This window comes from Haloarcula sp. CBA1131, assembly GCF_008728975.1.
GTDB lineage: Archaea > Halobacteriota > Halobacteria > Halobacteriales > Haloarculaceae > Haloarcula > Haloarcula hispanica.
Genome location: NZ_RPCY01000001.1, coordinates 1,307,403 through 1,329,040 on the forward strand (window position 1 = coordinate 1,307,403; position 21,638 = coordinate 1,329,040).

25 protein-coding genes are annotated in these 21,638 nt (G+C 63.5%); 20 read left to right on the forward strand and 5 right to left on the reverse strand.

The features are described from left to right. Positions 1-34: 34 nt before the first annotated feature. Complete coding sequence (locus tag Har1131_RS06725) at positions 35-259, reverse strand: hypothetical protein (protein ID WP_008312705.1); 225 nt, start codon at positions 257-259, stop codon at positions 35-37. A 75-nt stretch (positions 260-334) separates the two neighbouring features. Between Har1131_RS06725 and Har1131_RS06730 the strand changes: the two genes are divergently transcribed. From Har1131_RS06730 to Har1131_RS06740, 3 genes are all read left to right on the forward strand, one after another. Beyond that, positions 335-643: a 50S ribosomal protein L37ae gene (locus tag Har1131_RS06730; RefSeq protein ID WP_004591489.1), complete on the forward strand. Its 309-nt coding sequence runs from the start codon at positions 335-337 to the stop codon at positions 641-643. Positions 644-669: 26 nt separating this feature from the next. After that, on the forward strand, positions 670-804 hold the full coding sequence (locus tag Har1131_RS06735) for a DNA-directed RNA polymerase subunit P (protein ID WP_004517024.1): 135 nt from the start codon (positions 670-672) through the stop codon (positions 802-804). A 107-nt stretch (positions 805-911) separates the two neighbouring features. Continuing rightward, positions 912-1,163, forward strand: a complete 252-nt coding sequence (locus Har1131_RS06740; protein ID WP_014040924.1) for a KEOPS complex subunit Pcc1 — start codon at positions 912-914, stop codon at positions 1,161-1,163. Between the two features lie 64 nt (positions 1,164-1,227). Here the strand turns inward: Har1131_RS06740 and Har1131_RS06745 are convergent, their stop codons facing one another. Beyond that, a complete protein-coding gene (locus Har1131_RS06745) occupies positions 1,228-1,830 on the reverse strand; it encodes a metal-dependent hydrolase (protein ID WP_023843365.1) in 603 nt (200 codons plus the stop codon). A 75-nt stretch (positions 1,831-1,905) separates the two neighbouring features. On the opposite strand from Har1131_RS06745, the gene Har1131_RS06750 reads away from it, so the two are divergent. The 7 genes from Har1131_RS06750 (at position 1,906) to Har1131_RS06780 (ending at position 8,824) form a co-directional block, all read left to right on the forward strand. Then, positions 1,906-2,547, forward strand: coding sequence for a hypothetical protein (locus Har1131_RS06750; RefSeq protein WP_014040922.1), 642 nt, complete (start codon positions 1,906-1,908; stop codon positions 2,545-2,547). Between the two features lie 17 nt (positions 2,548-2,564). Then, positions 2,565-3,170, forward strand: a complete 606-nt coding sequence (locus Har1131_RS06755; RefSeq protein WP_014040921.1) for a hypothetical protein — start codon at positions 2,565-2,567, stop codon at positions 3,168-3,170. A gap of 237 nt (positions 3,171-3,407) precedes the next feature. Beyond that, positions 3,408-6,176, forward strand: coding sequence for a PAS domain S-box protein (locus tag Har1131_RS06760; RefSeq protein WP_050036866.1), 2,769 nt, complete (start codon positions 3,408-3,410; stop codon positions 6,174-6,176). 156 nt (positions 6,177-6,332) lie between these two features. Then, positions 6,333-6,692 (forward strand): hypothetical protein, encoded by a 360-nt coding sequence (locus tag Har1131_RS06765; protein WP_008312718.1) that lies wholly within the window; start codon positions 6,333-6,335, stop codon positions 6,690-6,692. Between the two features lie 80 nt (positions 6,693-6,772). Continuing rightward, complete coding sequence (locus tag Har1131_RS06770; protein ID WP_050036865.1) at positions 6,773-7,534, forward strand: aldo/keto reductase; 762 nt, start codon at positions 6,773-6,775, stop codon at positions 7,532-7,534. 143 nt (positions 7,535-7,677) lie between these two features. Then, positions 7,678-8,508, forward strand: a complete 831-nt coding sequence (gene hop, locus Har1131_RS06775; protein ID WP_044951950.1) for a halorhodopsin — start codon at positions 7,678-7,680, stop codon at positions 8,506-8,508. A gap of 133 nt (positions 8,509-8,641) precedes the next feature. Further along, on the forward strand, positions 8,642-8,824 hold the full coding sequence (locus Har1131_RS06780; protein ID WP_014040916.1) for a hypothetical protein: 183 nt from the start codon (positions 8,642-8,644) through the stop codon (positions 8,822-8,824). Positions 8,825-9,093: 269 nt separating this feature from the next. On the opposite strand, the gene aspS is transcribed toward Har1131_RS06780, so the two are convergent. Continuing rightward, positions 9,094-10,398: an aspartate--tRNA(Asn) ligase gene (gene aspS / locus Har1131_RS06785; protein ID WP_151145585.1), complete on the reverse strand. Its 1,305-nt coding sequence runs from the start codon at positions 10,396-10,398 to the stop codon at positions 9,094-9,096. Positions 10,399-10,591: 193 nt separating this feature from the next. On the opposite strand from aspS, the gene Har1131_RS06790 reads away from it, so the two are divergent. From Har1131_RS06790 to Har1131_RS06815, 6 genes are all read left to right on the forward strand, one after another. Next, a complete protein-coding gene (locus Har1131_RS06790; RefSeq protein ID WP_064287733.1) occupies positions 10,592-11,491 on the forward strand; it encodes an ABC transporter permease subunit in 900 nt (299 codons plus the stop codon). Next, positions 11,488-12,237: an ABC transporter ATP-binding protein gene (locus Har1131_RS06795; RefSeq protein ID WP_146417068.1), complete on the forward strand. Its 750-nt coding sequence runs from the start codon at positions 11,488-11,490 to the stop codon at positions 12,235-12,237. Before Har1131_RS06790 ends, Har1131_RS06795 begins: the two co-directional genes overlap by 4 nt. Then, positions 12,234-12,806, forward strand: coding sequence for a hypothetical protein (locus Har1131_RS06800; RefSeq protein ID WP_014040912.1), 573 nt, complete (start codon positions 12,234-12,236; stop codon positions 12,804-12,806). The genes Har1131_RS06795 and Har1131_RS06800 overlap by 4 nt, the downstream gene beginning before the upstream one ends. Before the next feature lie 148 nt (positions 12,807-12,954). Continuing rightward, positions 12,955-13,446: an Lrp/AsnC family transcriptional regulator gene (locus Har1131_RS06805; RefSeq protein ID WP_014040911.1), complete on the forward strand. Its 492-nt coding sequence runs from the start codon at positions 12,955-12,957 to the stop codon at positions 13,444-13,446. 126 nt (positions 13,447-13,572) lie between these two features. Next, complete coding sequence (locus Har1131_RS06810) at positions 13,573-14,037, forward strand: NAD-binding protein (RefSeq protein ID WP_044952261.1); 465 nt, start codon at positions 13,573-13,575, stop codon at positions 14,035-14,037. A gap of 2 nt (positions 14,038-14,039) precedes the next feature. Beyond that, positions 14,040-16,244 carry an APC family permease gene (locus Har1131_RS06815; protein ID WP_151145588.1) on the forward strand — a complete coding sequence of 735 codons (2,205 nt, stop codon included), beginning with the start codon at positions 14,040-14,042 and terminating at the stop codon, positions 16,242-16,244. On the opposite strand, the gene Har1131_RS06820 is transcribed toward Har1131_RS06815, so the two are convergent. Next, positions 16,245-16,958 (reverse strand): phosphoglycerol geranylgeranyltransferase, encoded by a 714-nt coding sequence (locus tag Har1131_RS06820; protein ID WP_151145591.1) that lies wholly within the window; start codon positions 16,956-16,958, stop codon positions 16,245-16,247. Positions 16,959-17,119: 161 nt separating this feature from the next. Here Har1131_RS06820 and Har1131_RS06825 point away from each other — a divergent pair, with 161 nt between their 5' ends. The 3 genes from Har1131_RS06825 (at position 17,120) to Har1131_RS06835 (ending at position 18,248) form a co-directional block, all read left to right on the forward strand. After that, a complete protein-coding gene (locus tag Har1131_RS06825) occupies positions 17,120-17,596 on the forward strand; it encodes a hypothetical protein (RefSeq protein WP_050007016.1) in 477 nt (158 codons plus the stop codon). 62 nt (positions 17,597-17,658) lie between these two features. Continuing rightward, the gene (locus Har1131_RS06830) at positions 17,659-18,060 is read left to right on the forward strand and encodes a Rieske 2Fe-2S domain-containing protein (RefSeq protein WP_129755427.1); all 402 of its coding nucleotides are present in this window, start codon (positions 17,659-17,661) and stop codon (positions 18,058-18,060) included. After that, positions 18,057-18,248, forward strand: a complete 192-nt coding sequence (locus Har1131_RS06835; RefSeq protein WP_129755426.1) for a hypothetical protein — start codon at positions 18,057-18,059, stop codon at positions 18,246-18,248. Before Har1131_RS06830 ends, Har1131_RS06835 begins: the two co-directional genes overlap by 4 nt. 24 nt (positions 18,249-18,272) lie before the next feature. On the opposite strand, the gene Har1131_RS06840 is transcribed toward Har1131_RS06835, so the two are convergent. Beyond that, positions 18,273-20,798: a DNA topoisomerase I gene (locus Har1131_RS06840; RefSeq protein WP_151145595.1), complete on the reverse strand. Its 2,526-nt coding sequence runs from the start codon at positions 20,796-20,798 to the stop codon at positions 18,273-18,275. A 223-nt stretch (positions 20,799-21,021) separates the two neighbouring features. Here Har1131_RS06840 and Har1131_RS06845 point away from each other — a divergent pair, with 223 nt between their 5' ends. Then, the gene (locus Har1131_RS06845) at positions 21,022-21,567 is read left to right on the forward strand and encodes a hypothetical protein (protein ID WP_014040903.1); all 546 of its coding nucleotides are present in this window, start codon (positions 21,022-21,024) and stop codon (positions 21,565-21,567) included. The last annotated feature ends 71 nt before the right edge of the window (positions 21,568-21,638 follow it).

The window sequence follows — 21,638 nt, forward strand, 5'->3', positions numbered from 1 at the left end:
GACCGACGGTTTGCCCGCCTCCCTCTTGAGTTCTCTAGGCTAGCTCCGCGGTCAGCAGGAGAATGCTGGGCGCGACGAGCAGGACCATACCGGCGAGTATCAGCACTGCCGGCACGACGAGCAGTCCCATCTCGGTGAACAGCCACAGCCCGAGCCCGCCCAGCAGCGCGACGAGACCGACGATTCGCACGAGCCATGTGACGATACCCTCGAACCCGGAGTCCGCGACGAGGTCGACGACGTCGAGTAGCTCGTCCATGTCAGTCGGTCGTTGCCGGCCGGGCCTGTTAATCCCTGTGGCCGTCGGTCGACCGGGCCGCATCTCGAAGGCCTTATGTGGCCGCTCGGCGGACAACAGACCACTATGGCTAGCAAGAGCGGAAAGACCGGCAGCTCGGGCCGTTTCGGCGCTCGCTACGGTCGCGTGTCCCGACGCCGCGTCGCGGAGATCGAATCGGAGATGAACGAGGACCACGCCTGTCCGAACTGCGGCGAAGACCGAGTCGACCGCCAGGGGACGGGCATCTGGCAGTGCAGCTACTGTGACTACAAGTTCACCGGCGGCAGCTACAAGCCGGAGACGCCTGGCGGCAAGACCGTCCGACGCTCCATTCGGGCCGCACTGTCCGAAGACGAGGAGTAAAGGACCCCCGTTCCTATCTCTCAACTATGAGCTACAAGTGTTCACGCTGTAAGCGCGACGTGACGCTGGACGAGTACGGCGGCGTTCGCTGCCCGTACTGCGGACACCGCGTCCTGCTGAAGGAGCGGTCACCCGACGTCAAAGAGATCAACGTCAACTGAGGCTGTCGGTACGCCGTTGACGGTCGACGGCCGACTGCGCCACGTTGCAAACGGCTTTTCTGGGGCAGTCCCGCGACTGATACGACGACGCTCCCATTTCGAACAGTATGACTGCACCACATCGGACCCACCTGACTGCGGAGTACGACAACGCCGACCGGGCTCGCGCCATCGAGCGGAGCATCCGTCCCGAAATCGACGACATCGAGGGGGACCGAACGACGGCGCGCCTCAGCCGGGACGGACAGCGGGTCGAACTCACGGTCGAGGCGAGTGATCTCGTCGCACTGCGGGCCGGAATCAACACATGGCTGACGCTACGCGGCGTCGCTGAAGACGCTGTCGCGGGACCGCAGTGAGGAAAGCGGCGCGGAAATAACGGCGGCGTCACAGAAATATCGGAAACGGGTCAGTAGCCGAGCGCTACTGCCGGTAACGGTCCGGGACGTGGGCCGAGATCGACTCGGGAACGTTGCCGAACACGACCGGGGCCAGGGTTGCCAGTCGACGCCGGAGGAGGCTGTACGTCGCACCGGTGACGAGGGCCGCGGCGACGACCCACCGGAACGGCCCGTCTAGAACGACGAACAGCGGCGAACCCACGAGTACCATCAGCCCCACATCCGACGGTGCACCGTCGTACTGTATCCATCGCTTGGGCGACCGCCATTGCCCGCGGACGTGGTCGTACACGGCGCGTTCGGACGTGCCTTCCCACGGGCGGAGTTCAAGGCCGCCGCCGTACCGGTCCATCCGGCAGTGGAGGGCAGCGCCCAGCAGTACGAACGTGAGCGCGACGAGCAGCGGTGTCTGGAGGATAGCGGCGAACCCGGCGGTCGGGAGCGCCGCGAGCGTGTACCCGCTTGGGTAATGCAGCGTACGCCGATGGCCCGAGTACAGGTCGAGGTCGGGCAAAACGCCACCGACGAGGCCGCCAGCGAGCGCTACTGCGGCGTGGTCTGGCGCAAGGACGAGCAGCGGTGTCGCGATTGCGAGCCCCGCTATCGCGTGCGTCGGCAGCATCATATACCTGTACAAGGGGCCGTAGCCGGTATAAACACGTCGCTGGGTTTATTCTCCGTCGTACCCCAGTCCACTGCAATGAGCGATGGTGCCGGCCGTCCCGACAGCAGTCTCGGGGCTATCGACCTCGATGACACGTTCGAGAAGCTCTTTCGTGACGGGCGAACCAACGCGATCATCGCGTGGGTGCTCGTCGCGATTCTCACGGCTGTGTTCGTCGAAAGCGTCCTCGATATCGACTACCAGTGGATACTGCTCGTCGGTGTCGTCGGCTTCGTCGTCCTCGTGCCGCCGGTGGCGTTCCGCGAGTGGCGCGTCATGCTGCCCTGGGAACTGCTCTTTCTCGCCTGCCTGCCGATCCTGGTCCGCGGCCTCGTCGGGGGGACGGTCGGAACCTTTGCCACGTATCTCTCGCTGGCAGCGCTGTCGCTACTCGTCATCGTGGAACTGCATATGTTCACCGAGCTGGAAGTCACACACTGGTTCGCCGTCTGTCTCGTCGTCTTGACGACACTCGCCGCCGTGGCGGCCTGGACGGTGTTCCGGTGGAACGCCGACCGGTTTCTCGGGACGTCGTATCTCACGACCAACGAGGCGCTGATGACCGAGTGGCTGTACGTCACCCTCGCCGGACTCGCCGCGGGTGTGTTGTTCGATGGCTACTTCAGACGGCGGGACCGCCGCCTCTGGCGTGGTCTCCGACGGATGGTGCGGCGATGAGGCTGCCCCGACCGTCGATGCGGAACCAGCGGCGGATCACCCGCGCGATGCAACTCGTCTTGCTCGGGCTGGTCGGCTACGGCATCGTCGCCGGCCAACCGAAGCCGATCACGAACGGCGGTATCGGCCTGCTCGTCACGTTTCTCCCCGCAGTGATGCGGCGAAACTACAATCTGGCCCTGGACCCGTGGCTCGCCCTCTGGATCACGACCGCGGTGTTCCTGCACACCCTCGGGTCGGCCGGGCTCTACGGACAGATCGGCTGGTGGGACCACCTCACCCACGCGATGTCAGCCTCGCTCATCGCCGCGTTCGGGTACACGACGGCCCGGACCATCGACCTCCACAACGATTCGATTCACATCCCCAAGCGCGTCTTCTTCGTGTACATCTTCGTCGTCGTGCTGTCCTTCGGCGTGATCTGGGAACTGTTCGAGTTCGCGCTCGACATCGTCGCCACCGAAACGGGTGTCACGATGCCGCTGGCGCAACACGGCCTCGATGACACGGTCCGGGACACGATGTTCAATTCGCTCGGGGCGTTGCTGGTCGCGGCGTTCGGACAGGCTCATCTCACTGACGTCGCCGAGACCCTCCGGGAGCGGCTGTTCGTGCTCGACTGACGCCGAAGCGTCACCGGCCCCGTTACCCGGGTGACAGCTAACGGGGACGTGGTGGCTAAATACGGTGCGTCATCGGTCCGAGCGTTCTCTGTCCGATGGGCTACGACAGGAACCGTGTGTTATCCCCGATGGGGTAGCCACTGTGTCGGCGAACGTGTCGGCTCGTTGTCTGGAGCCGCTGTGGCCGCCGAACAGTTATTATGCCTCAGTAAAGTGGTTGAACAGCATACCAGGGCGATGATTGGGAATGGCCTCGACGATGTCGCGTTTGCGGGAGCGAGACAGACCGGCGCTGCCAGTCGAGACATCGAAGTCGTGTATCTCGACTCCGACGCGACGGCACGAGAGCAGATACACGAGGTTCTGGCGGATCACAGCGCCGAGATGACGGTGACGAGCGTGGCAACGACGGATGCCGCGTTGGAAGCTGCCGCGTCGACAGCGGTCTCCTGTCTCGTCCTCGACCCGACTGGACTGGGCGATATCCCGGCCCCACTGGTGTCGAACGACCGCTACCCGGTCGTCCTCTACACCGACGCCACTGCCCCGGACAGCGCTGCGACTGTCTTCGACGATGCAGAGACGGTCGTCAGGAAACAGGGGGACGGACAGCCGACGTTTCTGGCGGAGAAGATTGTCAGCGTCGTGTCGGCGTCGGCCGATCGGACCGAGTCCGCGCTCCGAGATGCGCTGTCCGGAATCGAATCGCGCGCTGAAGCGAACGAAATCGCTGTCCTACTGGCGGATGACGGAACGGTACACTGGTCGAGCGACTCGGTGTCGACGTTCGTTGACCGCCTCGACGATACCCGCCGGGTCGAGGGCTTTTACGACGCCATGCGGACGGCACTCCCCGACACGCCCGGCGGCCGTCGACAGCTACAGCGACTCCGGGACGCCCCGACTGAACCGGTTGCGGTCCGGGTTCCGGGTAGCGACCGCGACCAGTACCTCCTTCGACACGGGCACGAGCTACCGGACGCCGCAGGGGGACTCACGCTCGTCCTACTGCGAGACATCACCGAAACCGCCCGGCGTGATGCCCGCACGGCGCTGCTGGATCTCCTCGTCGAGCAGGCACAGGACGGCCTCTACACGCTCGACGAACGGGGTGTCATCGACTTCTGTAACGAGTCGTTCGCGGCGAACCTCGGGTACGAGCCGGACGAACTGTGTGGCGAACACGCCTCGACAGTGCTGGCCCCCGGTGAACTGTCGAAGGGGCAGGCGACTGTGGAAACGCTGCTCGAAACGCCTGAGAAGGAGAGCACGACTGCCGATCTGACGTTCTATCGGAAAGACGGTACCGAACGGGAGGTGTCGATCAACTATACGCTGATTCACGACGAAGCCGGCAACTACAGCGGGTTGATCGGCGTCGCTCGGGACATCACGGAGCGCTGTAACCGCGAGCGGGAGTATCAGGAGATGACTGAGCGATTGAATCTCGCGCTCGAAGGCGCGGAACTCGGCGTCTGGGACTGGAACCCCAAAACCAACGATGTCACCTTCGACGAGCGCTGGACCGGGATGCTCGGCTACACCACGAACGAACTGGAGCCACACTACGAGACGTGGGCCGACCTCGTCCATCCAGACGACCTCAACCGAGTGGAACAGGCGCTCGCGGAACTGAAGTCCGGGGAGACCGATCTGTATCAGAGCGAGTTCCGGATGCGGACAAAAGACGGGGACTGGCGATGGATCCGGGACATCGGGAAGGTGTTCGAGTGGAACGACGACGGCGAGGCGATCAGGGCCGTCGGGATCCATCAGGACATCACCGAAGAGCGGAAACGTCAGGATGCGATCGAACGACAGCGCGACGAACTGGCGACACTCAACGGGGTCAACATGCTCATACAGGACCTCATTCACGCTTTGGGTGGTGCCGCGACTCGCCACGAGACTGCAGAGACAGTGTGTGAGCGCATTGTCGAATCGGACCTCTGTGAGCTAGCGTGGATCGGTGAGCGAGCCGGCGCAGACGATAGACTCGTGCCGAAAACGGTAGCCGGCGACAATAGTGACGTTCTCGACGAACTCATCGTTAGTGACGGGAACGACCAAGTGCTGTGTGAAACAGCCCTCGTGACAGGTGCGGTCCAGACGATACAGGACTGCGGCGACCCGTCCGAATTCAAGCAGTGTGGGGCCGCTGCTCGCGAGCAGGGGTTCAAGTCCGCCGCAGCGATTCCACTGGTTCAGGGAAACACCGTCCACGGCGTTCTCTGCGTGTACGCCGACCAGCCAGCGGCGTTCGGCGGCCGAATAGCTGACAGTTTCGCTGTCCTCGGCAAGATGGTCGGGTACACGCTCGCCGCGGTCCAGAACAGGCAACTCCTGTCTGACGATACCACGCTCGAACTGACATTCGAATCGGAATGTTCCGACATACCCCTTGTCTCGGCAGCGAATGCGTACGGATGCCGAATCGAGGTCGTCGAATCTGTCGATACCGAGCCGACGCATCTCCTCTATGTCTCCGTCGACGAAGGGCCGCCCGATGCAGTCTCTGCGCATCTCTGTTCTCAGACGGAGATTCTCGGTTCGCGGGTCGTCCGTGCAGACGATTCCAGCGGCATTATCGAGTTGCAGGTTACAGAAACCGTCCAATCGCTGCTTCTCGATGTCGGTGCCCGCTGCCGGACTGTGGTTGCCGACGACGGGGCGCTCTCTATTACTGTCGAGGCCCCGCCGGATGCCGACTCCCGGGCGATACGGGACGCAGTCTCCGACCGGGTGCCTGACAGCACGCTGACGGCAAAGCAGGAGTGCGACCGGACAGACGACATACTTGACACCGAAACGGACCCACGCAACCACCTGACTGACCGCCAGAAGGAAGTCCTCCGCACGGCCTTCCTGACGGGCTACTACGCCTGGCCCCGAGATACGAACGCCGAGCAACTGGCAGAGAGGCTCAGTATCGCATCACCGACGCTCCATCAGCATCTCCGGCGAGCGCAGCGGAATCTCATCGACGCTGTGTTCGATATGCAGTGATACGCGCCGGTGACGCTGTTGGCAATTACAGCCAGCGCGTTCGACGGGTACCTAGCCGTCTAGGTACAGAGTTAATAATATTGGGGGCTATTAATTTAATGCGCGTAAATGAGTAACCAAAGGAATGGAGGGTCTCAGAGTGACCAGTGGTGTGGGATGACGCCGTCGGACAGAACGCTGTCTACGGCGGATGTAGACGACGTGTTCGAGGTTTTGGCTGATTGGCGACGCCGTGCCGTCTGTCACTACTTCGCGAGCGGTGACCAGACGGCCGCTGACGTCACGGCGCTAGCCTCGGCAATATCGGAGCATGGGGAGACGAGCACGGTCGACGCAACAGATACGTCACCCTCGACGATCCGAACGCAGCTCGAAGAGGAGCACCTGCCAGTCCTCCATCGGATCGGGCTCATCGACTACGACGAGCGAAGCGGCGCAGTGAAGTACTGGGGGTCCCCGACCGTAGAAAAGTGGGCTGACCACGCGGAAGCTGTCACGCAGCGGACCGACTTCTAACCGACCGGCGGGCCGCATCTGGGGGGCTGTGGCCCGTCGGAGCCGCTACTCCTTTTTAACGGGGGTCCGAACGCCGGAGCATGGACCTCCCGCCAGTCGGACTCGGCACGATGGGTATCGAGGACGAGGCTGTCGTTCGGACAGCCATCGACTGTGGCTACCGCCACCTCGACACCGCTCAGATCTACGATAACGAGAGTACTGTGGGTGCAGGCATCGCCACCGCCGACACCGATCGGGCTGACCTGACTGTCGCGACGAAACTCTGGATCGACGCCCTTGAGCCGACCGCTGTCCGTCCGAGCACGGAAGCCAGCCTCGACCGACTCGGTCTCGACACCGTCGACCTCCTGTACGTCCACCGCCCGCGTGGCGACTACGACCCAGAAACGACGCTGCCCGCTGTCGAGTCCGTGCGCGAGGCGGGACTGACCGAGCACGTCGGGCTCTCGAACTTCGAGCCGGACCAGTTGACTGTCGCGCGCGAGCACCTCGATGGAATTGCTGCACACCAAGTCGAGTTCCATCCGCTATTCTGGCGCGAACCACTGCTCGCTGACGCCCAGAAACACGGCTACCCGCTGGTCGCGTACGCACCGCTGGCGGGCGGTCGCGTGTTCGAGGAGCCGACTGTCGTCGACATCGCGGACCAGCACGACACGTCGCCGGCCGCCGTCAGCATCGCCTGGGTGACCAGCTACGAGAACGTCGTCACAATCCCGAAGGCGTCCTCCCGACCCCATCTCGAAGCCAACCTCGCCGCTGCCGACCTGGAACTGACCGACGCCGAAATTGCGCGCATCGAAGCCATCGAACGCGAAAAAGAATTGTTTCCTGAGTGATGATTCCCCGGAGCGGTTAGCTGTTGGCCGTTTTTCATATCATTCTCACGGAGTGAGCGTTCCTTTCCGAAGTCTGAATATAAACCGAATACCGATACCGTTTGGCCATACGGTCTTAAGTGGTCCTTTCGTATATTGAATGTATGACAGCTGCCAGTACCACTGCAACGACAGTACTCCAGGCGACACAGTCAGATGTGCTCCAGGAGATACAGTCGAATTTCCTCCTGAACTCATCGCTCTGGGTGAACATCGCGCTGGCGGGCGTGGTCATCCTCCTGTTCGTCGCGATGGGTCGAGATATCGAGTCGCCTCGCGCCAAACTCATCTGGGTTGCGACGATGCTGGTTCCGCTGGTCTCGATCTCCAGTTACGCCGGTTTGGCCTCGGGCCTGACGGTCGGCTTCCTGCAGATGCCGCCGGGCCACGCTCTCGCCGGGCAGGAAGTCCTGTCACCGTGGGGCCGCTACCTGACGTGGACGCTCTCGACGCCGATGATTCTCCTGGCGCTGGGCCTGTTGGCCGACACCGATATCGCGTCGCTGTTCACCGCAATTACGATGGACATCGGCATGTGCGTGACCGGCCTCGCCGCCGCGCTGATCACCTCCTCGCACCTGTTGCGCTGGGTGTTCTACGGCATCAGCTGCGCGTTCTTCGTCGCGGTGCTGTACGTCCTGCTCGTCCAGTGGCCGGCCGATGCGGAGGCCGCCGGGACAAGCGAGATATTCGGGACGCTCAAGCTCTTGACCGTCGTGCTGTGGCTCGGCTACCCGATTCTGTGGGCGCTGGGCTCCGAAGGGGTGGCCCTCCTGAGCGTCGGCGTCACCTCGTGGGGCTACTCCGGGCTGGACATCCTCGCGAAGTACGTCTTCGCGTTCCTGCTCCTGCGCTGGGTCGCCGCTAACGAAGGCACCGTCTCGGGGTCCGGGGCGAGCATCGGCTCCGGCGGCGCGGCTCCTGCTGACGACTGAGTAGCGTATCGAGACGTGAGCAGTATTCGTCCTGCCTGCGTCCCCGCAGCTATATTTTGACCGTTCTCCATCCCTGCCCGCACAGTAGCAAATGCAGAAAAGATAAGTTATGTCGGCCAAGCGACTAGTCTGTATGCCCTCCCCTTTCGAAAACCCAGCCCTTCGCTACGGTATCCCACTGGTCAGCGCCACGGTCGTCGCGGCTGTCGCGTTCCTCTTCTTGGAAGGGACGATACGGTATGTCGCACTCGGGATCGCCGCGCTCGAAGTTGTGGTTGCGCCACAGATTCTGAAACAGGCGGCGGCGAACGCATAGCGGGAGAAACAATACGTTCTCTTTCTTGTGTCGGCCCGGAATAGTGCGTAGATCCACAGCTCTCCACTGTAGCAGTTGTTGGATGAAAGTGGTGTAAAACGCGCGCTCGCGTGTCGTTACGGCGGTTCGAGACCCTTCACTCCCTTCAGGCCCTCGCCTACGGAGGGAGTCGCTGTCTGTCTCAGGGAGACAGACGCTGGCGATCTCGCGGGAACACTGTCACTTCGCTTCGCTCGTGACAAGCTCCCGCTCGGCAGTCGCGTCGTCGCCTACGGCGACAGACGCTGCCGGTCTCGCGGGAACAGCACCGCTTCCCGGATGTTCTCCAGCCCGAGCATCGTCATGATGAGGCGCTCGCCGCCGAGGCCCCAGCCGGCGTGTGGCGGCATGCCGTACTTGAACATCTTGGTGTAGTACTCGAAGGCTTCCGGGTCCAGGCCCTGCTGCTCGAACCCTTCGACAAGGTGGTCGAAGCGGTGCTCACGCTGGCCGCCAGAGACCAGTTCCATCGACGGGTGCATCATGTCGAAGCCCGTCGAGATCTCCTCGTCGTCGTCGTGGTCCTTGATGTAGAACGGCTTGATCTCGCTGGGCCAGTCGGTGATGAAGTAGTGCTCGCCGACTTCCTGCCCGAGGACGTGCTCGGCCTCCGTCGAGAGGTCGTCGCCCCACACCAGCGGCTCGTCGAGTTCGCCGGTGGCGTTGATGCGGTCCAGGGCGTCCTCGTAGGTGAGTCGCGGGAAGTCGCCCTCGGGGGCCGCGAACTCATCTTCGAGGCCGAGCGCTTCCAGTTCGTCCTGACAGTTCTCGGCGACGCCCTCGTAGGCGGACCGGACGACGTGTTCGCAGGCGTCCATCGCTTCGGTGTGGTCGTAGAACGCTGACTCGAAGTCGATGGAGGTCGCCTCGTTGAGGTGTCGCGGCGTGTTGTGCTCCTCGGCACGGAAGATCGGGCCGATCTCGAAGACGCGTTCGAGGCCGGAGCCGACCATCAGCTGCTTGAACAGCTGCGGGCTCTGGTTCATGAACGCTTCCTGCCCGAAGTAGGTGATCGGGAACAGCTCGGTGCCGCCCTCGGTCCCCGTGGCGACGATCTTCGGCGTGTTGATCTCCGTGCAGTTGAGTTCGCGGAACGCCTCGCGGACCGAGCGGAGGACTTCCGCGCGGATCTCGAAGATGGCCTTCACTTCCTCTTTGCGGAGGTCGAGCGTCCGGTTGTCGAGGCGGGTCGGCAGTTCGGCGTCGACCTTCCCTGACGGGTCGAGCGGCAGTTCGGGGTCGGCTTCCGAAATCACGTCGACCGACTCTGGCGTGACTTCGACGCCGGTCGGTGCGCGCGGCTCCTCCTCGACGTCGCCGGTGACCGAGATGACCGACTCGCGCTGGACGTTCAGCCCCGTCTCCACGAGGTCGTCGTCCATCTCGTCTTTCTCGAACTTGACCTGAATCTTTCCGGTGGTGTCCCGAAGGATAAGGAAGGCAATACCACCGAGGTCTCGGATCTCGTGGACCCAGCCGGCGACGGTGACCGTGTCACCCGGCGTTGCGTCCGCCGTGTAGGTTCGGTTTTCCATGGACGTTGGTTCTTGTGGGCCTAACTTAAGAACAGTCTTTCGAGGCGAGGGCGCAGGTCCCTCTCGGACGCGGTTGGTCTCGGGACAAGACGCCATTGATGATCAGGTCCGGCCGAAGCGATAGCTCGGTGCCGTGTAAACAGAGTAGCCGTTGACAGTGTGTTTTATATGATACACTTTCAAACCCGCCAACATGGCCCTCCCCCGATGGTTTCCCGTCGCACGGAAAGAGGCAGTCGCGTTACTCAAATCGAAAGGAACCTGGATACTTGCGCCCCTGCTCGTCGTCTGGGGGTATGGTCCCACCTACCAGAGTTGGGACGTGCTTGGCCCGAACGTCACGGTTGGCTTCGTTCAGGTGGCCGGGTCGTTTCTCCTCCCGCTGGGTGTCCTGTTACTCACGTATCGGTCGATTATTCAGGAGCGCACGTCGGGCAGTTTGAAATTCCTGCTTGGACTGCCCCTCACGCGAACTGATATTCTCATCGGCAAGGTCTTCGGTCGGAGCGTCGGGGCTGTGCTCCCGTTTACCCTCGCAACAGTTATTCTCGGCGTGATTGGCGGTGTCAAGTTCGGGCTGTTCTCCCCGTTACGTTTCATCGGCGTGTTTCTGGTGACAGTGCTGTACATCGTTGTGCTCGTGTCAGTCGCAACAGCGGCATCGGCAGCCACGACCAGCACAGTCCGTGTCACCAGCGTACTCTTCGGCGGTTTCTTTCTGCTGCTGACACTGGGGTGGAAAATCGTTGGTGTCCGTCTCTACCTGGCTGTGACCGGCAACGCAGTCAATCCGCTCGAACCGCCGGCTGACGGTCTGTTGTTCGCTATACTTCGGCTTTCGCCAGGTCGAGCGTACCGAACTGTAACGAACTGGATACTCGGACTGGCGAACTCCGGTGGCCAGTACACGTCAGTCATCGACGTGCTGTATCCCGGTATCTCAACCAACGAGTACGTCGTTGATGCAGCCTTTAGTGGACAGCCAGTTCCGGTCTACCTTCACGAATCGCTCGCCCTCGTCGTACTGCTTTTCTGGGGTGTCGTCCCGCTGGCACTGGCCGGCTATCGGTTCAAGCGAGGTGACCTCGCATGACACCGCCGGCAATCGAGACCGACGGGCTTTCGAAGCAGTACGGCGAGACTGTTGCGCTCGATGCGCTGAACATGACCGTTGCACAGGGCGAGGTGTACGGCTTCCTCGGCCCGAACGGTGCCGGCAAGTCGACCACGATCAATCTACTGATGGACTACATCAAACCAACGTCGGGAACGGCCCGCGTTCTCGGCCACGACCCGTGGAACGATGTCGTCGCCTGCCACCAGCGTGTCGGTATCTGTCCCGACCGCTTCGAGACGTATGCGTCGCTGTCTGCGCGGCGGCACCTCGAACTGGTGATCGATACGAAGCGTACGGACGACGACCCGCGAGCACTGCTCGAGCGCGTTGGACTGGCCGACGCTATCGAAAGACCCGCTGGCGAGTTCTCACAGGGGATGGAACAGCGGTTGGCACTCGCGATGAGTCTCGTCGGGGAGCCGGACCTCCTGGTTCTCGACGAACCGTTCACCGGGCTCGACCCCCACGGCGTCGCGCTGGTGCGAGATGTTGTCGAAGCCGAGTCCGAACGCGGTGCGACGGTGTTCTTCTCCAGTCACGTCCTCGGGCAGGTCGATCTGGTCTGTGACCGTGTCGGGATCCTCTATGAAGGGGACCTCATTGTCGAAGGGACCCTGCCGGCGCTCCGGGACACCTGTGACCTTTCGTCTGACGCGACAGTCGAAGACATCTTCATGACACTGACTGACGGCTCCGATCACGCCGAGGCGGTGGACGCATGAACCGCCGCCAGTATCTGGCTGTGTCGACGGCAGCGCTGTCCGGTCTCGCCGGCTGTCTCGGCGATACCGAGTACACTATCTCCAGCGTTGAAACCGAAGATGATTCGCACCCGCTCGCACTCGACGTGACAGTCGTTGACCGGGATATCGAGATCGAAAGCCCCGGTCGGCTGGACATAACCCTCCGAAACACTGGGACACAGGACCTCAGCATCAAGAACACCGGCGTCTGGCCACTCGGGGTGTTAGGACTGGTTTCAGCAGGCGATTCGGGGTCACTCGACATCTTACTACTGACTGACGAGTATGCGGAGGTAGATACCGTCGAGATACGGCCAAACGGAGCGAACAAAGACAACGCCCCACTCACCGGAACGCTGGAGGCTGGTGAATCCATCGAGCGGCAGTACGAACTCATCGGGCGGCGGGTTTCAACTGCCGGCACGTACACGTTGCAGGGCTACTTTGACGAAGTCCCCCTCTCCTACCGCACGGACGAGGATGCGGACTGGGTCGCGTACCACCCGTCAGTATCCGTGACACTCACCGAACAGTCGGTGCTTCCCTGAGACACAGCGGCGTCTGTGCCTCGAATCCACATAGCGAGTCCCTGTGTTGCTGGCGAACCACAGCGGAGTGTCGAGGACAGTCGGGCGATACCAAGGCGTCGGGACAATATCCTGAACCTTTGTACTGGTAGCCGCCGAAACAATCGACATGGCCGACGCGGAGTACCCTATCGACGATCTGGACCGGAACATCATCTACGCGCTCCAGCAGGATGCGAGACACACGTCGGCGAGTGAGATCGCTGAATCGCTTGACGTCTCCGCACGAACTGTTCGGAATCGCATCACAAAGCTCGAAGAGGCCGGCGTTATCGCCGGCTACGATGTCGATGTCGATTACGAGGCCGCGGGGTACCAGCTCCATACGCTTATCGTCTGTACGGCACCGATCCACGAGCGCGAGGAGGTCGCACAGCGGGCGCTCGACGTGTCCGGCGTCGTTGCCATCCGGGAGGTCATGACCGGGGCCGACAACGTCCACGTCGAGGTGGTCGGAACCGACGGGAACGACCTGAGCCGAATCGGCAGGGACCTCAACGATATCGGACTGGAGGTCGTCGACGAGGACCTTATTCGGAACGAGTACACCCGGCCGTTCCACCAGTTCGGGCACGACGATACCGAGGGTGAGTCTAAATAGTATAATCTTCCGAAAGGTGATTATATATCTATAATAGTCCGGAATCGGAATCAACTCCTAGATATTTATCGGCTTCCGGAACCAATGGGTGGATACCGGTCGGGTAACTCCGGCCCCTACGAACTCATGGTATCTCTTACCGGACTCCGCGAACGAGTGGACGACGACATCGACCCCCCGTCGGTGCTGGTCATCAGCGACCGTCACGTCGGGTCTGAGGTAGTAACGGCGTTAGACCGAGGCATCGATGCCTGTCTCGTCACCGACCACGACGGCGTTGCCGGGCAAACGCCCGACGACACCCGCGTGGTAGTCGGTGACGGGCGGGAGCGTACTGTTCTTCAGGACGCCGGGGCCCAAACGACCGATGTCGCTCTGGTATCGATGCAGACGGACCACGGGGCGTTCCTCGTGACACAACTGCTTCGGACACAGTTCGATGTCGAAACCGTGGTCGTCGTGCTCAACGACCCACAGAACCGGCCGGCGTTCGAGTCGGCTGGCTCGACGGTGATCTGTGGCTCACGCGTTCTGGCGACGGAACTGGAACGCTCCGTCGAAACATCGCTCCGGACGCCGGAAACCGCGTAACCATGGCCAAGGATCTGGAACGCGACCTCGGACTGCTGTCAGTGGTAGCGATATCCATCGGCGCGATGGTCGGCAGTGGCATCTTCATCTTGCCGGCGCTGGCGGTGAAAGACGCCGGGGCCGGCATCATCGCTGCCTACCTTCTCGCGGGCGTACTTGTCCTTCCTGCCGCACTCAGCAAGGCCGAGATGGCGACAGCAATGCCGGAGGCCGGCGGCACGTACGTCTACATCGAGCGGTCGATGGGGCCGCTGCTTGGCACAGTTTCGGGACTCGGAACGTGGTTCTCACTCTCGTTCAAGGGCGCGCTCGCGCTCGTCGGCGGCGTGCCGTACCTCGTCCTTCTGTTCGACCTGCCGATCCGTCCGGTTGCAATCACGCTCGCCGTCGTTCTCGTCCTCGTCAACATCCTCGGCGCGGAACAGACCGGGCGACTCCAGATCGGCATCGTCGCAGTCATGCTCGTGGCGATCGGCTGGTTCGTCGCCGGCGGCGGGCCGGCAGTCAACACCGCGACGTACGGCGGGATGTGGGAGTACGGCGCGAGCGGCATCTTCGCCGCGACCGGCCTCGTGTTCGTCTCTTTCGCGGGCGTGACGAAGATAGCCTCTGTCGCCGAAGAAGTCGAAGACCCGGACCGCGTCATCCCGCTCGGGATGCTCGGCTCGCTTGGCTTCACCACACTGCTGTACGTCCTCGTCGTCGCCGTCGTCGTCGGCGTCATCCCGCTCGACCAACTCGCCGGGAGCACGACGCCCATCGCGGACGCGGCCGAGGCGACGCTGGGAACTGCTGGCGTCGCGGCCGTCGTTCTCGCGGCGATTCTGGCGCTGGTCAGCACGGCCAACGCCGGCATCCTCTCCTCGTCGCGGTACCCGTTCGCCATGAGCCGTGACGGCCTCGCACCCGACCTGTTCAGCACGGTCAGCGACCGGTTCGGGACGCCGGTGACCGCGATTTCGCTGACCGGCGGCGTGATGTTGCTGCTCATCCTCTTCGTCCCGATCCTGGAAATCGCGAAGCTCGCGAGCGCGTTCAAGATTCTCGTCTTCGCGCTCATTAACGTCGCGCTCATCGGCTTCCGCGAGAGCGACGCCCCCGACTACGACCCTTCCTTCGAGGTGCCGCTGTACCCGTGGACGCCGATATTCGGCACCATAACCGGCTTCGCCCTGCTGACGCAGATGGGCCTCATCGCGATCGTCGGGGCCGTCGGTATCGTCGTCGGCAGCGTCGTCTGGTATCTGGGCTACGTCCGGCCGCGGGTCACCAGAGAGGGCGCGATCAAGGAGTCCGTCCGCCGGAGCATCGGCGACCGCGCGCTCGACCGGACCGAAGAGACACTCGACGAGACGGCGGAGACTGCCGTGCTCGTCGCGCTTCCCGAAGGGTCCTCGCGACGGAGCGAAGCGACACTGCTGGAAGTCGGGGCCGCGCTCACACCCAACGGTAGCAGTCTCTCTATCGTCCAGTTCGACGAAGTACCCGACCAGCAGCCCCTCGATTACGCCTCCGGCGTCCAGTCTCACGACGACCTCGAGTTCGAGTGCCGGACCGACACGCTGGCGGCTGAGTTCGATGTTCCCGTCGAATACGGCGAACTCGTGAGCCACCATCCCGAGCGGGCCGTCGCCAACGCCGTCGACGAGCGTGGCGTCGATGTGCTGCTGGTGGAACGCGGTGCGTCGTTCGAAGACTCGCTACTGGGTGACAGTATCGACCGCATCCGGAAACAGGCCGACTGTGACACTATCGCCGTCGACGCACAGCCGCTTGACGCGCTGGAGACGATCACGCTTGTCACCACCCGCGGCCCGTACGACCCGCTGAAAGTCCGCGTCGGCAACGCCGTCGCGACGGAGACCGGAGCCGACCTCCAGTTCCTCTACCCGCTCGACGAGCGCCAGTCCGCGGAGGAACGCCAGCAACTCGAAGCGTACCACGACGATCTGCTGGACCTCTGTGACGTGCCGACGGAGCGGACCTTCGTCGACCGACAGGAGTTTTCAGCGGCGATAGACGCGGCTGACAGCGACAGAACGCTCCTGATACACGCGAACAACGGTGGGCTCGCGGCTCGTACGTCAAACGACGACGGGTCTACGCAGTCAGCAATTCAGGACAGCGACCACGCGTCGATGGAAGTGGACACGAAACGTCACCCCGACGGCGTCGTCGGCCGACTGCTCGAACGGCTGGCGTTCTAGCTACCGGACCGTCGCCGTCGCGTCTTTCGCGCCTTTCACCGTCTCTCGCACCGCGTCGACACCTTCGTCGTGGACGAGGTCGCCGACAACGATGGTGTCGGCGTGCTGTGCCATCGTGCGGGCGGATTCGTAGTCGTGGATGCCACCGCCATAGAACAGCGTCGCGTCGTCAAGGATGTCCGCGGCGGCGGCGACGATATCGGGGTCTCCGAGCATCCCCGAGTACTCCACGTAGACGATTTCCTGTCCCAGCAAGTGTTCTGCGGCTTCGGCGTAGGCGGCCACGTCGTCCGCGTCGAGGTCGCAGTTGGCCTGCGTGTAGGACGCCACCGACGCTTCCGGATTCATCACGATGTAGGCCTCGGTGAAGGTCCGCGACCAGTCGATATCGTCGTCCATGCGTATCCACTCCTTGTGCGCGCCGGTGATCCATGCCACGTCGCCGGCGTTCATCACGACCGGGATGAGATAGCCGTCGTGGCGGTCGCTGTGGACGACCGATGCGGGGTTGGACGGCTCGATATACACTGGAATGTCGTGTTTCCCGCAGGCGTCGACGACCCGCTTCATCTTCTCTTCTGTCATTCCGGTGGTCCCGCCGACTTCGATGGCGTCGGTCCCCGTCGCCGCGACGTCTTCGAACGTCTCTCCGTCGACTAGCGTCTTGTCGGGGTCTATCTTCACGATGTGGTCCCAGTCCGCCCAGTCGCTCATACCTGCCAGACTTGCGCGTGGCCGTATAACCGCTTCGGATACACCGACCACAGTGGGTCACACTGACAGCCCGCCCGGACAGGCAGATAGCGACCGAGTGGCGTCGGCGCTATACGTATATCTCCGAAGATTTATGATGGCTATGTTACAATCGTCAGACAATGACAGCGGACAGGCACCGGTACGTCGTCGCTACCATCCGGGCCGTCCTCGTGTTTACGGGGGTCGTCGTCACGGTGGGAGTGCTGTACTCCTTCTCGACGATGCCGACAGCGTCGTCGTCCAGTGCGGGCTTCGTCCGCGGGCTCTCGTATCTGTTCGGTAGCGTTTTCTTTATTCTTGCGCTGGGCGGTGCCGGACTCGGCATCGCCTTGCCATCGCTGCTGGGAGCCGACGACGCGCTGGCGTTCGACCGCTGGCAACGCCGCTGTCTCCAGGGCGCTGGCGGTCTCTTCGTCGGCGGGTTCGTCGTCGGCCTGTCGACGGGGCTGCTCACCGAGTTGCAGTTCGGCCTCCTTCTCTGGCTCGTCGCCATCGTCCTTGCTGTGCTCGTCATCAGTTGCGTCTTGGTCTGGCGACTGTTCGAGGTGTTCGTTACTGCACTGGTGCGCCTCATCGCCGCGGAGACCGGAGAATGATGCGCACAGTTCTCGCCGTACTACGGTAACGCTGATACCGGCGGCAGCCAAACACGCCAGCCGTGCAGCGACTTACGACAGTCGAGACGGTCCACGAGGACGGGTCGTGGCTGTTCACCGCCGAAGACCCATACGGCGACCTGGAGGAGGTCGTTCTCGTCCCCTGCGAGGACGGCGTCGAGGCGTGGGTAAACCGATGTACGCACGAGGCACAGCGGTTCGACACCGGGCGAGGCGTTCCGATGCGGGACGACCAGCTCATCTGCCCCCGACACGGCTCACTGTTCGATGCCTGCGACGGTGGCTGTGACAACGGCGACGCCGCGGGGACGACGCTCCCCGGCGTCGAGGTCTCGGAGACTCACGGCGACGTGTTCCTCACGGACGACGACTACACGTTCGCCCACGAGGGCGGTATCGATGACGACGACGGCCCGAGTTCCACGTCTCACCTCCAGCTGTGACCACTGGCCACAGCATCGACCGGGACCGACTCCGGGCCGGCGTCGTCGAATGCCCGCTCTGTGAGCGCCAGATCCCCGAGCCGGTCACACACGCGGTCGCCTACGGTACCGTCGACACAGTCACAGCCGACAACGCGGACGCCGTCGAGTGTCCGGTCTGTGACGGCGTGACGTTCGTCTCCGACTGACCGGAAAACCGGCGACTTCAAATCTCAGGCTTCCAGTTCGTCCTGCCACTCCCGGACCTGCGTGGCGCTGACGCCCTGCACCTCGGTAGCGACGATGTCGGGGTCGGCCTCCCGGAGCGCCGCCAGCGAATCGACACCGGCGTCGCCGAGCTTCTCCGCGGTCGCCGAGCCGATGCCGCTCAGGTCTTCGAGGTCCTCGACAGCGGTGCGGGCCTGGTACTCCTCGTAGTTGCAGATGGGACAGCCAAGCTCCCAGGGGTCGTCACTGTCGGCGTCGATGACCAGCTCCGGCAGGTCGTGCTCCTCGCAGTAGGCCTCCGTCACCGAGATATCGCCGTTGCGGGGCAGCGGCAGCGAGTAGTCACAGTCGGGGTAGCGCGTACAGCCGACGAGCCGGGAGCCCGAACGGAGGTGTTTGATGGCGAGTTCGCCACCCTCCGCTTCGGCGGCTTCGCCGCCGTCGCCTCGTTGCTCCGCCGGAGCAACGCCACACTCGGGACACGGCCCGATGACCTCGTCCTCGCTCTCGTCGGCCTTCTCGGCCTCACAGCGGGGACAGCCGTGGACGAACGTGTCCCGGCCGGCGAGCATCTTGACGTGGTACATGTCGTGTTCCTCGCAGTGCTCTTCGAGCACCTGCGGCTCGCCCGTCGACGGCAGCGGGAGCGTGTTGCGACACTCGGGGAAGCCGTCACAGCCGACGAAGTACGACCCCTGACGCGAGCGCCGGACGAGCATGTCCTCGCCGCACTTCGGACAGGGACCGAGCGTCTTGTCGGCCTTCAGCGACTCCTGGAGGTGCTCGCCGATCTCCTCGCGGGAATCACGCAGTTCATCGAACACCCGTTTGAGCATCTCGCGGGACTCGTCGGCCACGTCGTCGAGCGTCGCCTCGCCGTTGGCGATGGCGGTCATGTCCGCCTCTAGCTGGGCGGTCATCTCGTCGCTGACGACGTGGTCGGCGAACTCCTCGGCGGCCTCGACGACGGCCATCGCCAGCGTCGTCGGTCGGGGCGGGTCGCCCTCGATATAGCCTCTGTCGTATAGTTTTTCGATTGAGTTGTGGCGGGTCGACTTCGTCCCCAACCCCTTGTCCTCCATGGTCTGGATGAGCCGTGACTGGCCGTAGCGGCGCGGCGGCTGGGTCTGCTTGGCCTCCATCCGGACCTCGGAGATGGCCAGTTCCTCGCCCTCCTCCACGTCGGGGACGTGGTTCTCGCTGGCGCTGGAGTAGGGGTACACCTCGTGGTAGCCCGGTTCGACCAGGCGCTTGCCGTTGGCCTTCAGCGAGCGGCCGCCGGCGTCGGCGACGACGCGGAGGTGCTCCCACGTCGCGGCCTCGGCGACCGTCGCGAAGAAGCGCCGGACGACCAGTTCGTAGATCTCCCACTCGTCGTCCGAGAGGTCGACCTTCGGCGGAATCTCTCCCGTCGGGTGAATGGGCGGGTGGTCGGTGGTCTCCTCGTCGCCCTCGGTCGCGGTGATGTCGTCTTGCTCCAGCAGCTTCTCGGCGTCCTCGCCGAAGTGTCCGGCTCCGACGAACTCATCGAGCAGGGCGTCCTCTTCGAGGTCGTCCGGGTAGACCGTGTTGTCCGTTCGCGGGTAGGTGATGTAGCCGGTGGTGTACAGTTCCTCGGCGATAGACATCGCCTGCTGGGCGGAGTAGCCCAGCGAACTGGCGGCGGAGATGAAGGCGGTGGTGTTGAACGGCGTCGGCGGGCTGTCGGTGCGGGTTCGGCGGCGGACGCTCGTGACCGTCGCCGCGTTGACGCCCGTCAGGTCGGCGTAGGCGTCGTCGGCGTCGTCCTCGACCCAGACCCGCTCGGCCTCCTTCCCGTCGTCGTCGTAGAAGTACTGGGCCTCGAAGCCCGAGCCGTTCTTCTGGAGGTCGGCGAAGATCTCCCAGTAATCCTCGGGGTCGAAGGCCTGGATCTCGCGCTCGCGGTCGACGATGAGCTTCAGCGTCGGCGACTGGACCCGACCAACGGAAATGAAGTCGTCGCCCAGTTGTCGGGCCGACAGCGAGAGGAACCGCGTCAGCGCCGCGCCCCACACGAGGTCGATAATCTGGCGGGCCTCGCCCGCGGCCGCCAGGTCGAAGTCGATGTCGTCGGGGTTGGCGAAGGCGTCCCGGACCTCCCGCTCGGTGATCGAGGAGAAACGGACGCGGTCGACGGGCGCGTCGGTCTCCTCGCGGATGAGTTCGTAGGCCTCCTTGCCGATGAGTTCCCCTTCGCGGTCGTAGTCAGTCGCGATGGTGGCCTCGTCGGCCTCCCGGGCCAGTTGCTTCAGCGTCGTGACGATGTTCTCCTGGGTCGGCTCCTTCGTCACGTCGGCGTCGATGAGTTCGACCGGCTCCACGTCGCGCCAGTCGTTGTACTCCTCGGGGAAGTCGACGCCGACGACGTGCCCGGAGAGGCCGACGACGCGGGTGTTCCCCCACCGATAGACGTTGACGCCGTTTTGCCTGCTCGCGGACGCGCTCCCCTCGGAGAGGATCTCCGCGATGCGGCGGGCGGCGTTGTCTTTCTCGGTGATAATCAGCCGCATGGGACACCACCTGTCTCTGTCATTACTCGTCGCTACGGAGTCAGTTGTTCTAAAGGCTTTCGGGAAAATCAGGCGACAGCGCGGGTGTGCGGGCGCTTGCGGGGCCGCTCGCGCTCGCGCGGAGGTAGCCTCTTACCACTCGGTAGCGGTCCCGCACTGCCGCCGTGACCGGCGGCACTTATCACTTCGATGCACTCTTGCCACTGCCACCCCGACTGCCGGTATGGATCGCCGGACGACCAAACTCCTCCGCGGAACCGCCGCCGCACTCGTCTTCGCGACGGCGGCGTTTCACCTCTGGTGGGGACTCCCGCGAAGCATCATCTACGCGCAGGCGATCGAGGGACTCTTCGGACGAGGCCTCCCGCCGGACCCTCGGCCCTTCTTGTTTGTGGCCTTCGCCGCGGTGTTGTTCGCCGGCCCGTATCTCATCACCCGGGGCGTCATCGGCCTGCGGAACGCCTACATCGCCGGGACGCTCCTCATGATCGCGTCCATCGCCGGCTGGGTGTTCTGGCACGCTACTGGACACGGTGCCTTCCTCGTCGAGGGGTTCTCTGCACCGTCGTCCGGTGGCGGCGGACACCACGGCGGGAGTACCGCGTTGCTGATACTAGACCATTTCAACACTGAACCGACCGAATCAGCTATCAAGACCCTCGAAGCCCTCGCCGCTGCGATATTCGTCACGCTGCTGTGGAAGGACCCCGCGATCATCCCGGGCGAGCGGCGCGAGAGCGTCGAGTCGAACGCGTCGAGCGAATCGTAGCACGCAGCTCAGCGTAGCGGCTATCGGGCCGGCCTCTCAAATCAAATCCACCTGTACGATTCAGGATCGAT

What these genes read in the sequence shown, in the direction of transcription:
- Har1131_RS06770 (WP_050036865.1), top strand. Translation starts at nt 6,773, where the DNA reads ATGGACCTCCCGCCAGTCGGACTCGGCACGATGGGTATCGAGGACGAG.
- Har1131_RS06745 (WP_023843365.1), bottom strand. Translation starts at nt 1,830, where the DNA reads ATGATGCTGCCGACGCACGCGATAGCGGGGCTCGCAATCGCGACACCG.
- Har1131_RS06795 (WP_146417068.1), top strand. Translation starts at nt 11,488, where the DNA reads ATGACACCGCCGGCAATCGAGACCGACGGGCTTTCGAAGCAGTACGGC.
- Har1131_RS06810 (WP_044952261.1), top strand. Translation starts at nt 13,573, where the DNA reads ATGGTATCTCTTACCGGACTCCGCGAACGAGTGGACGACGACATCGAC.
- Har1131_RS06815 (WP_151145588.1), top strand. Translation starts at nt 14,040, where the DNA reads ATGGCCAAGGATCTGGAACGCGACCTCGGACTGCTGTCAGTGGTAGCG.
- Har1131_RS06840 (WP_151145595.1), bottom strand. Translation starts at nt 20,798, where the DNA reads ATGCGGCTGATTATCACCGAGAAAGACAACGCCGCCCGCCGCATCGCG.
- Har1131_RS06825 (WP_050007016.1), top strand. Translation starts at nt 17,120, where the DNA reads ATGACAGCGGACAGGCACCGGTACGTCGTCGCTACCATCCGGGCCGTC.
- Har1131_RS06780 (WP_014040916.1), top strand. Translation starts at nt 8,642, where the DNA reads ATGCCCTCCCCTTTCGAAAACCCAGCCCTTCGCTACGGTATCCCACTG.
- Har1131_RS06750 (WP_014040922.1), top strand. Translation starts at nt 1,906, where the DNA reads ATGAGCGATGGTGCCGGCCGTCCCGACAGCAGTCTCGGGGCTATCGAC.
- hop (WP_044951950.1), top strand. Translation starts at nt 7,678, where the DNA reads ATGACAGCTGCCAGTACCACTGCAACGACAGTACTCCAGGCGACACAG.
- Har1131_RS06805 (WP_014040911.1), top strand. Translation starts at nt 12,955, where the DNA reads ATGGCCGACGCGGAGTACCCTATCGACGATCTGGACCGGAACATCATC.
- Har1131_RS06725 (WP_008312705.1), bottom strand. Translation starts at nt 259, where the DNA reads ATGGACGAGCTACTCGACGTCGTCGACCTCGTCGCGGACTCCGGGTTC.
- Har1131_RS06800 (WP_014040912.1), top strand. Translation starts at nt 12,234, where the DNA reads ATGAACCGCCGCCAGTATCTGGCTGTGTCGACGGCAGCGCTGTCCGGT.
- Har1131_RS06740 (WP_014040924.1), top strand. Translation starts at nt 912, where the DNA reads ATGACTGCACCACATCGGACCCACCTGACTGCGGAGTACGACAACGCC.
- Har1131_RS06820 (WP_151145591.1), bottom strand. Translation starts at nt 16,958, where the DNA reads ATGAGCGACTGGGCGGACTGGGACCACATCGTGAAGATAGACCCCGAC.
- Har1131_RS06730 (WP_004591489.1), top strand. Translation starts at nt 335, where the DNA reads ATGTGGCCGCTCGGCGGACAACAGACCACTATGGCTAGCAAGAGCGGA.
- Har1131_RS06845 (WP_014040903.1), top strand. Translation starts at nt 21,022, where the DNA reads ATGGATCGCCGGACGACCAAACTCCTCCGCGGAACCGCCGCCGCACTC.
- Har1131_RS06765 (WP_008312718.1), top strand. Translation starts at nt 6,333, where the DNA reads ATGACGCCGTCGGACAGAACGCTGTCTACGGCGGATGTAGACGACGTG.
- Har1131_RS06760 (WP_050036866.1), top strand. Translation starts at nt 3,408, where the DNA reads ATGATTGGGAATGGCCTCGACGATGTCGCGTTTGCGGGAGCGAGACAG.
- Har1131_RS06755 (WP_014040921.1), top strand. Translation starts at nt 2,565, where the DNA reads ATGCGGAACCAGCGGCGGATCACCCGCGCGATGCAACTCGTCTTGCTC.
- Har1131_RS06790 (WP_064287733.1), top strand. Translation starts at nt 10,592, where the DNA reads ATGGCCCTCCCCCGATGGTTTCCCGTCGCACGGAAAGAGGCAGTCGCG.
- Har1131_RS06735 (WP_004517024.1), top strand. Translation starts at nt 670, where the DNA reads ATGAGCTACAAGTGTTCACGCTGTAAGCGCGACGTGACGCTGGACGAG.
- aspS (WP_151145585.1), bottom strand. Translation starts at nt 10,398, where the DNA reads ATGGAAAACCGAACCTACACGGCGGACGCAACGCCGGGTGACACGGTC.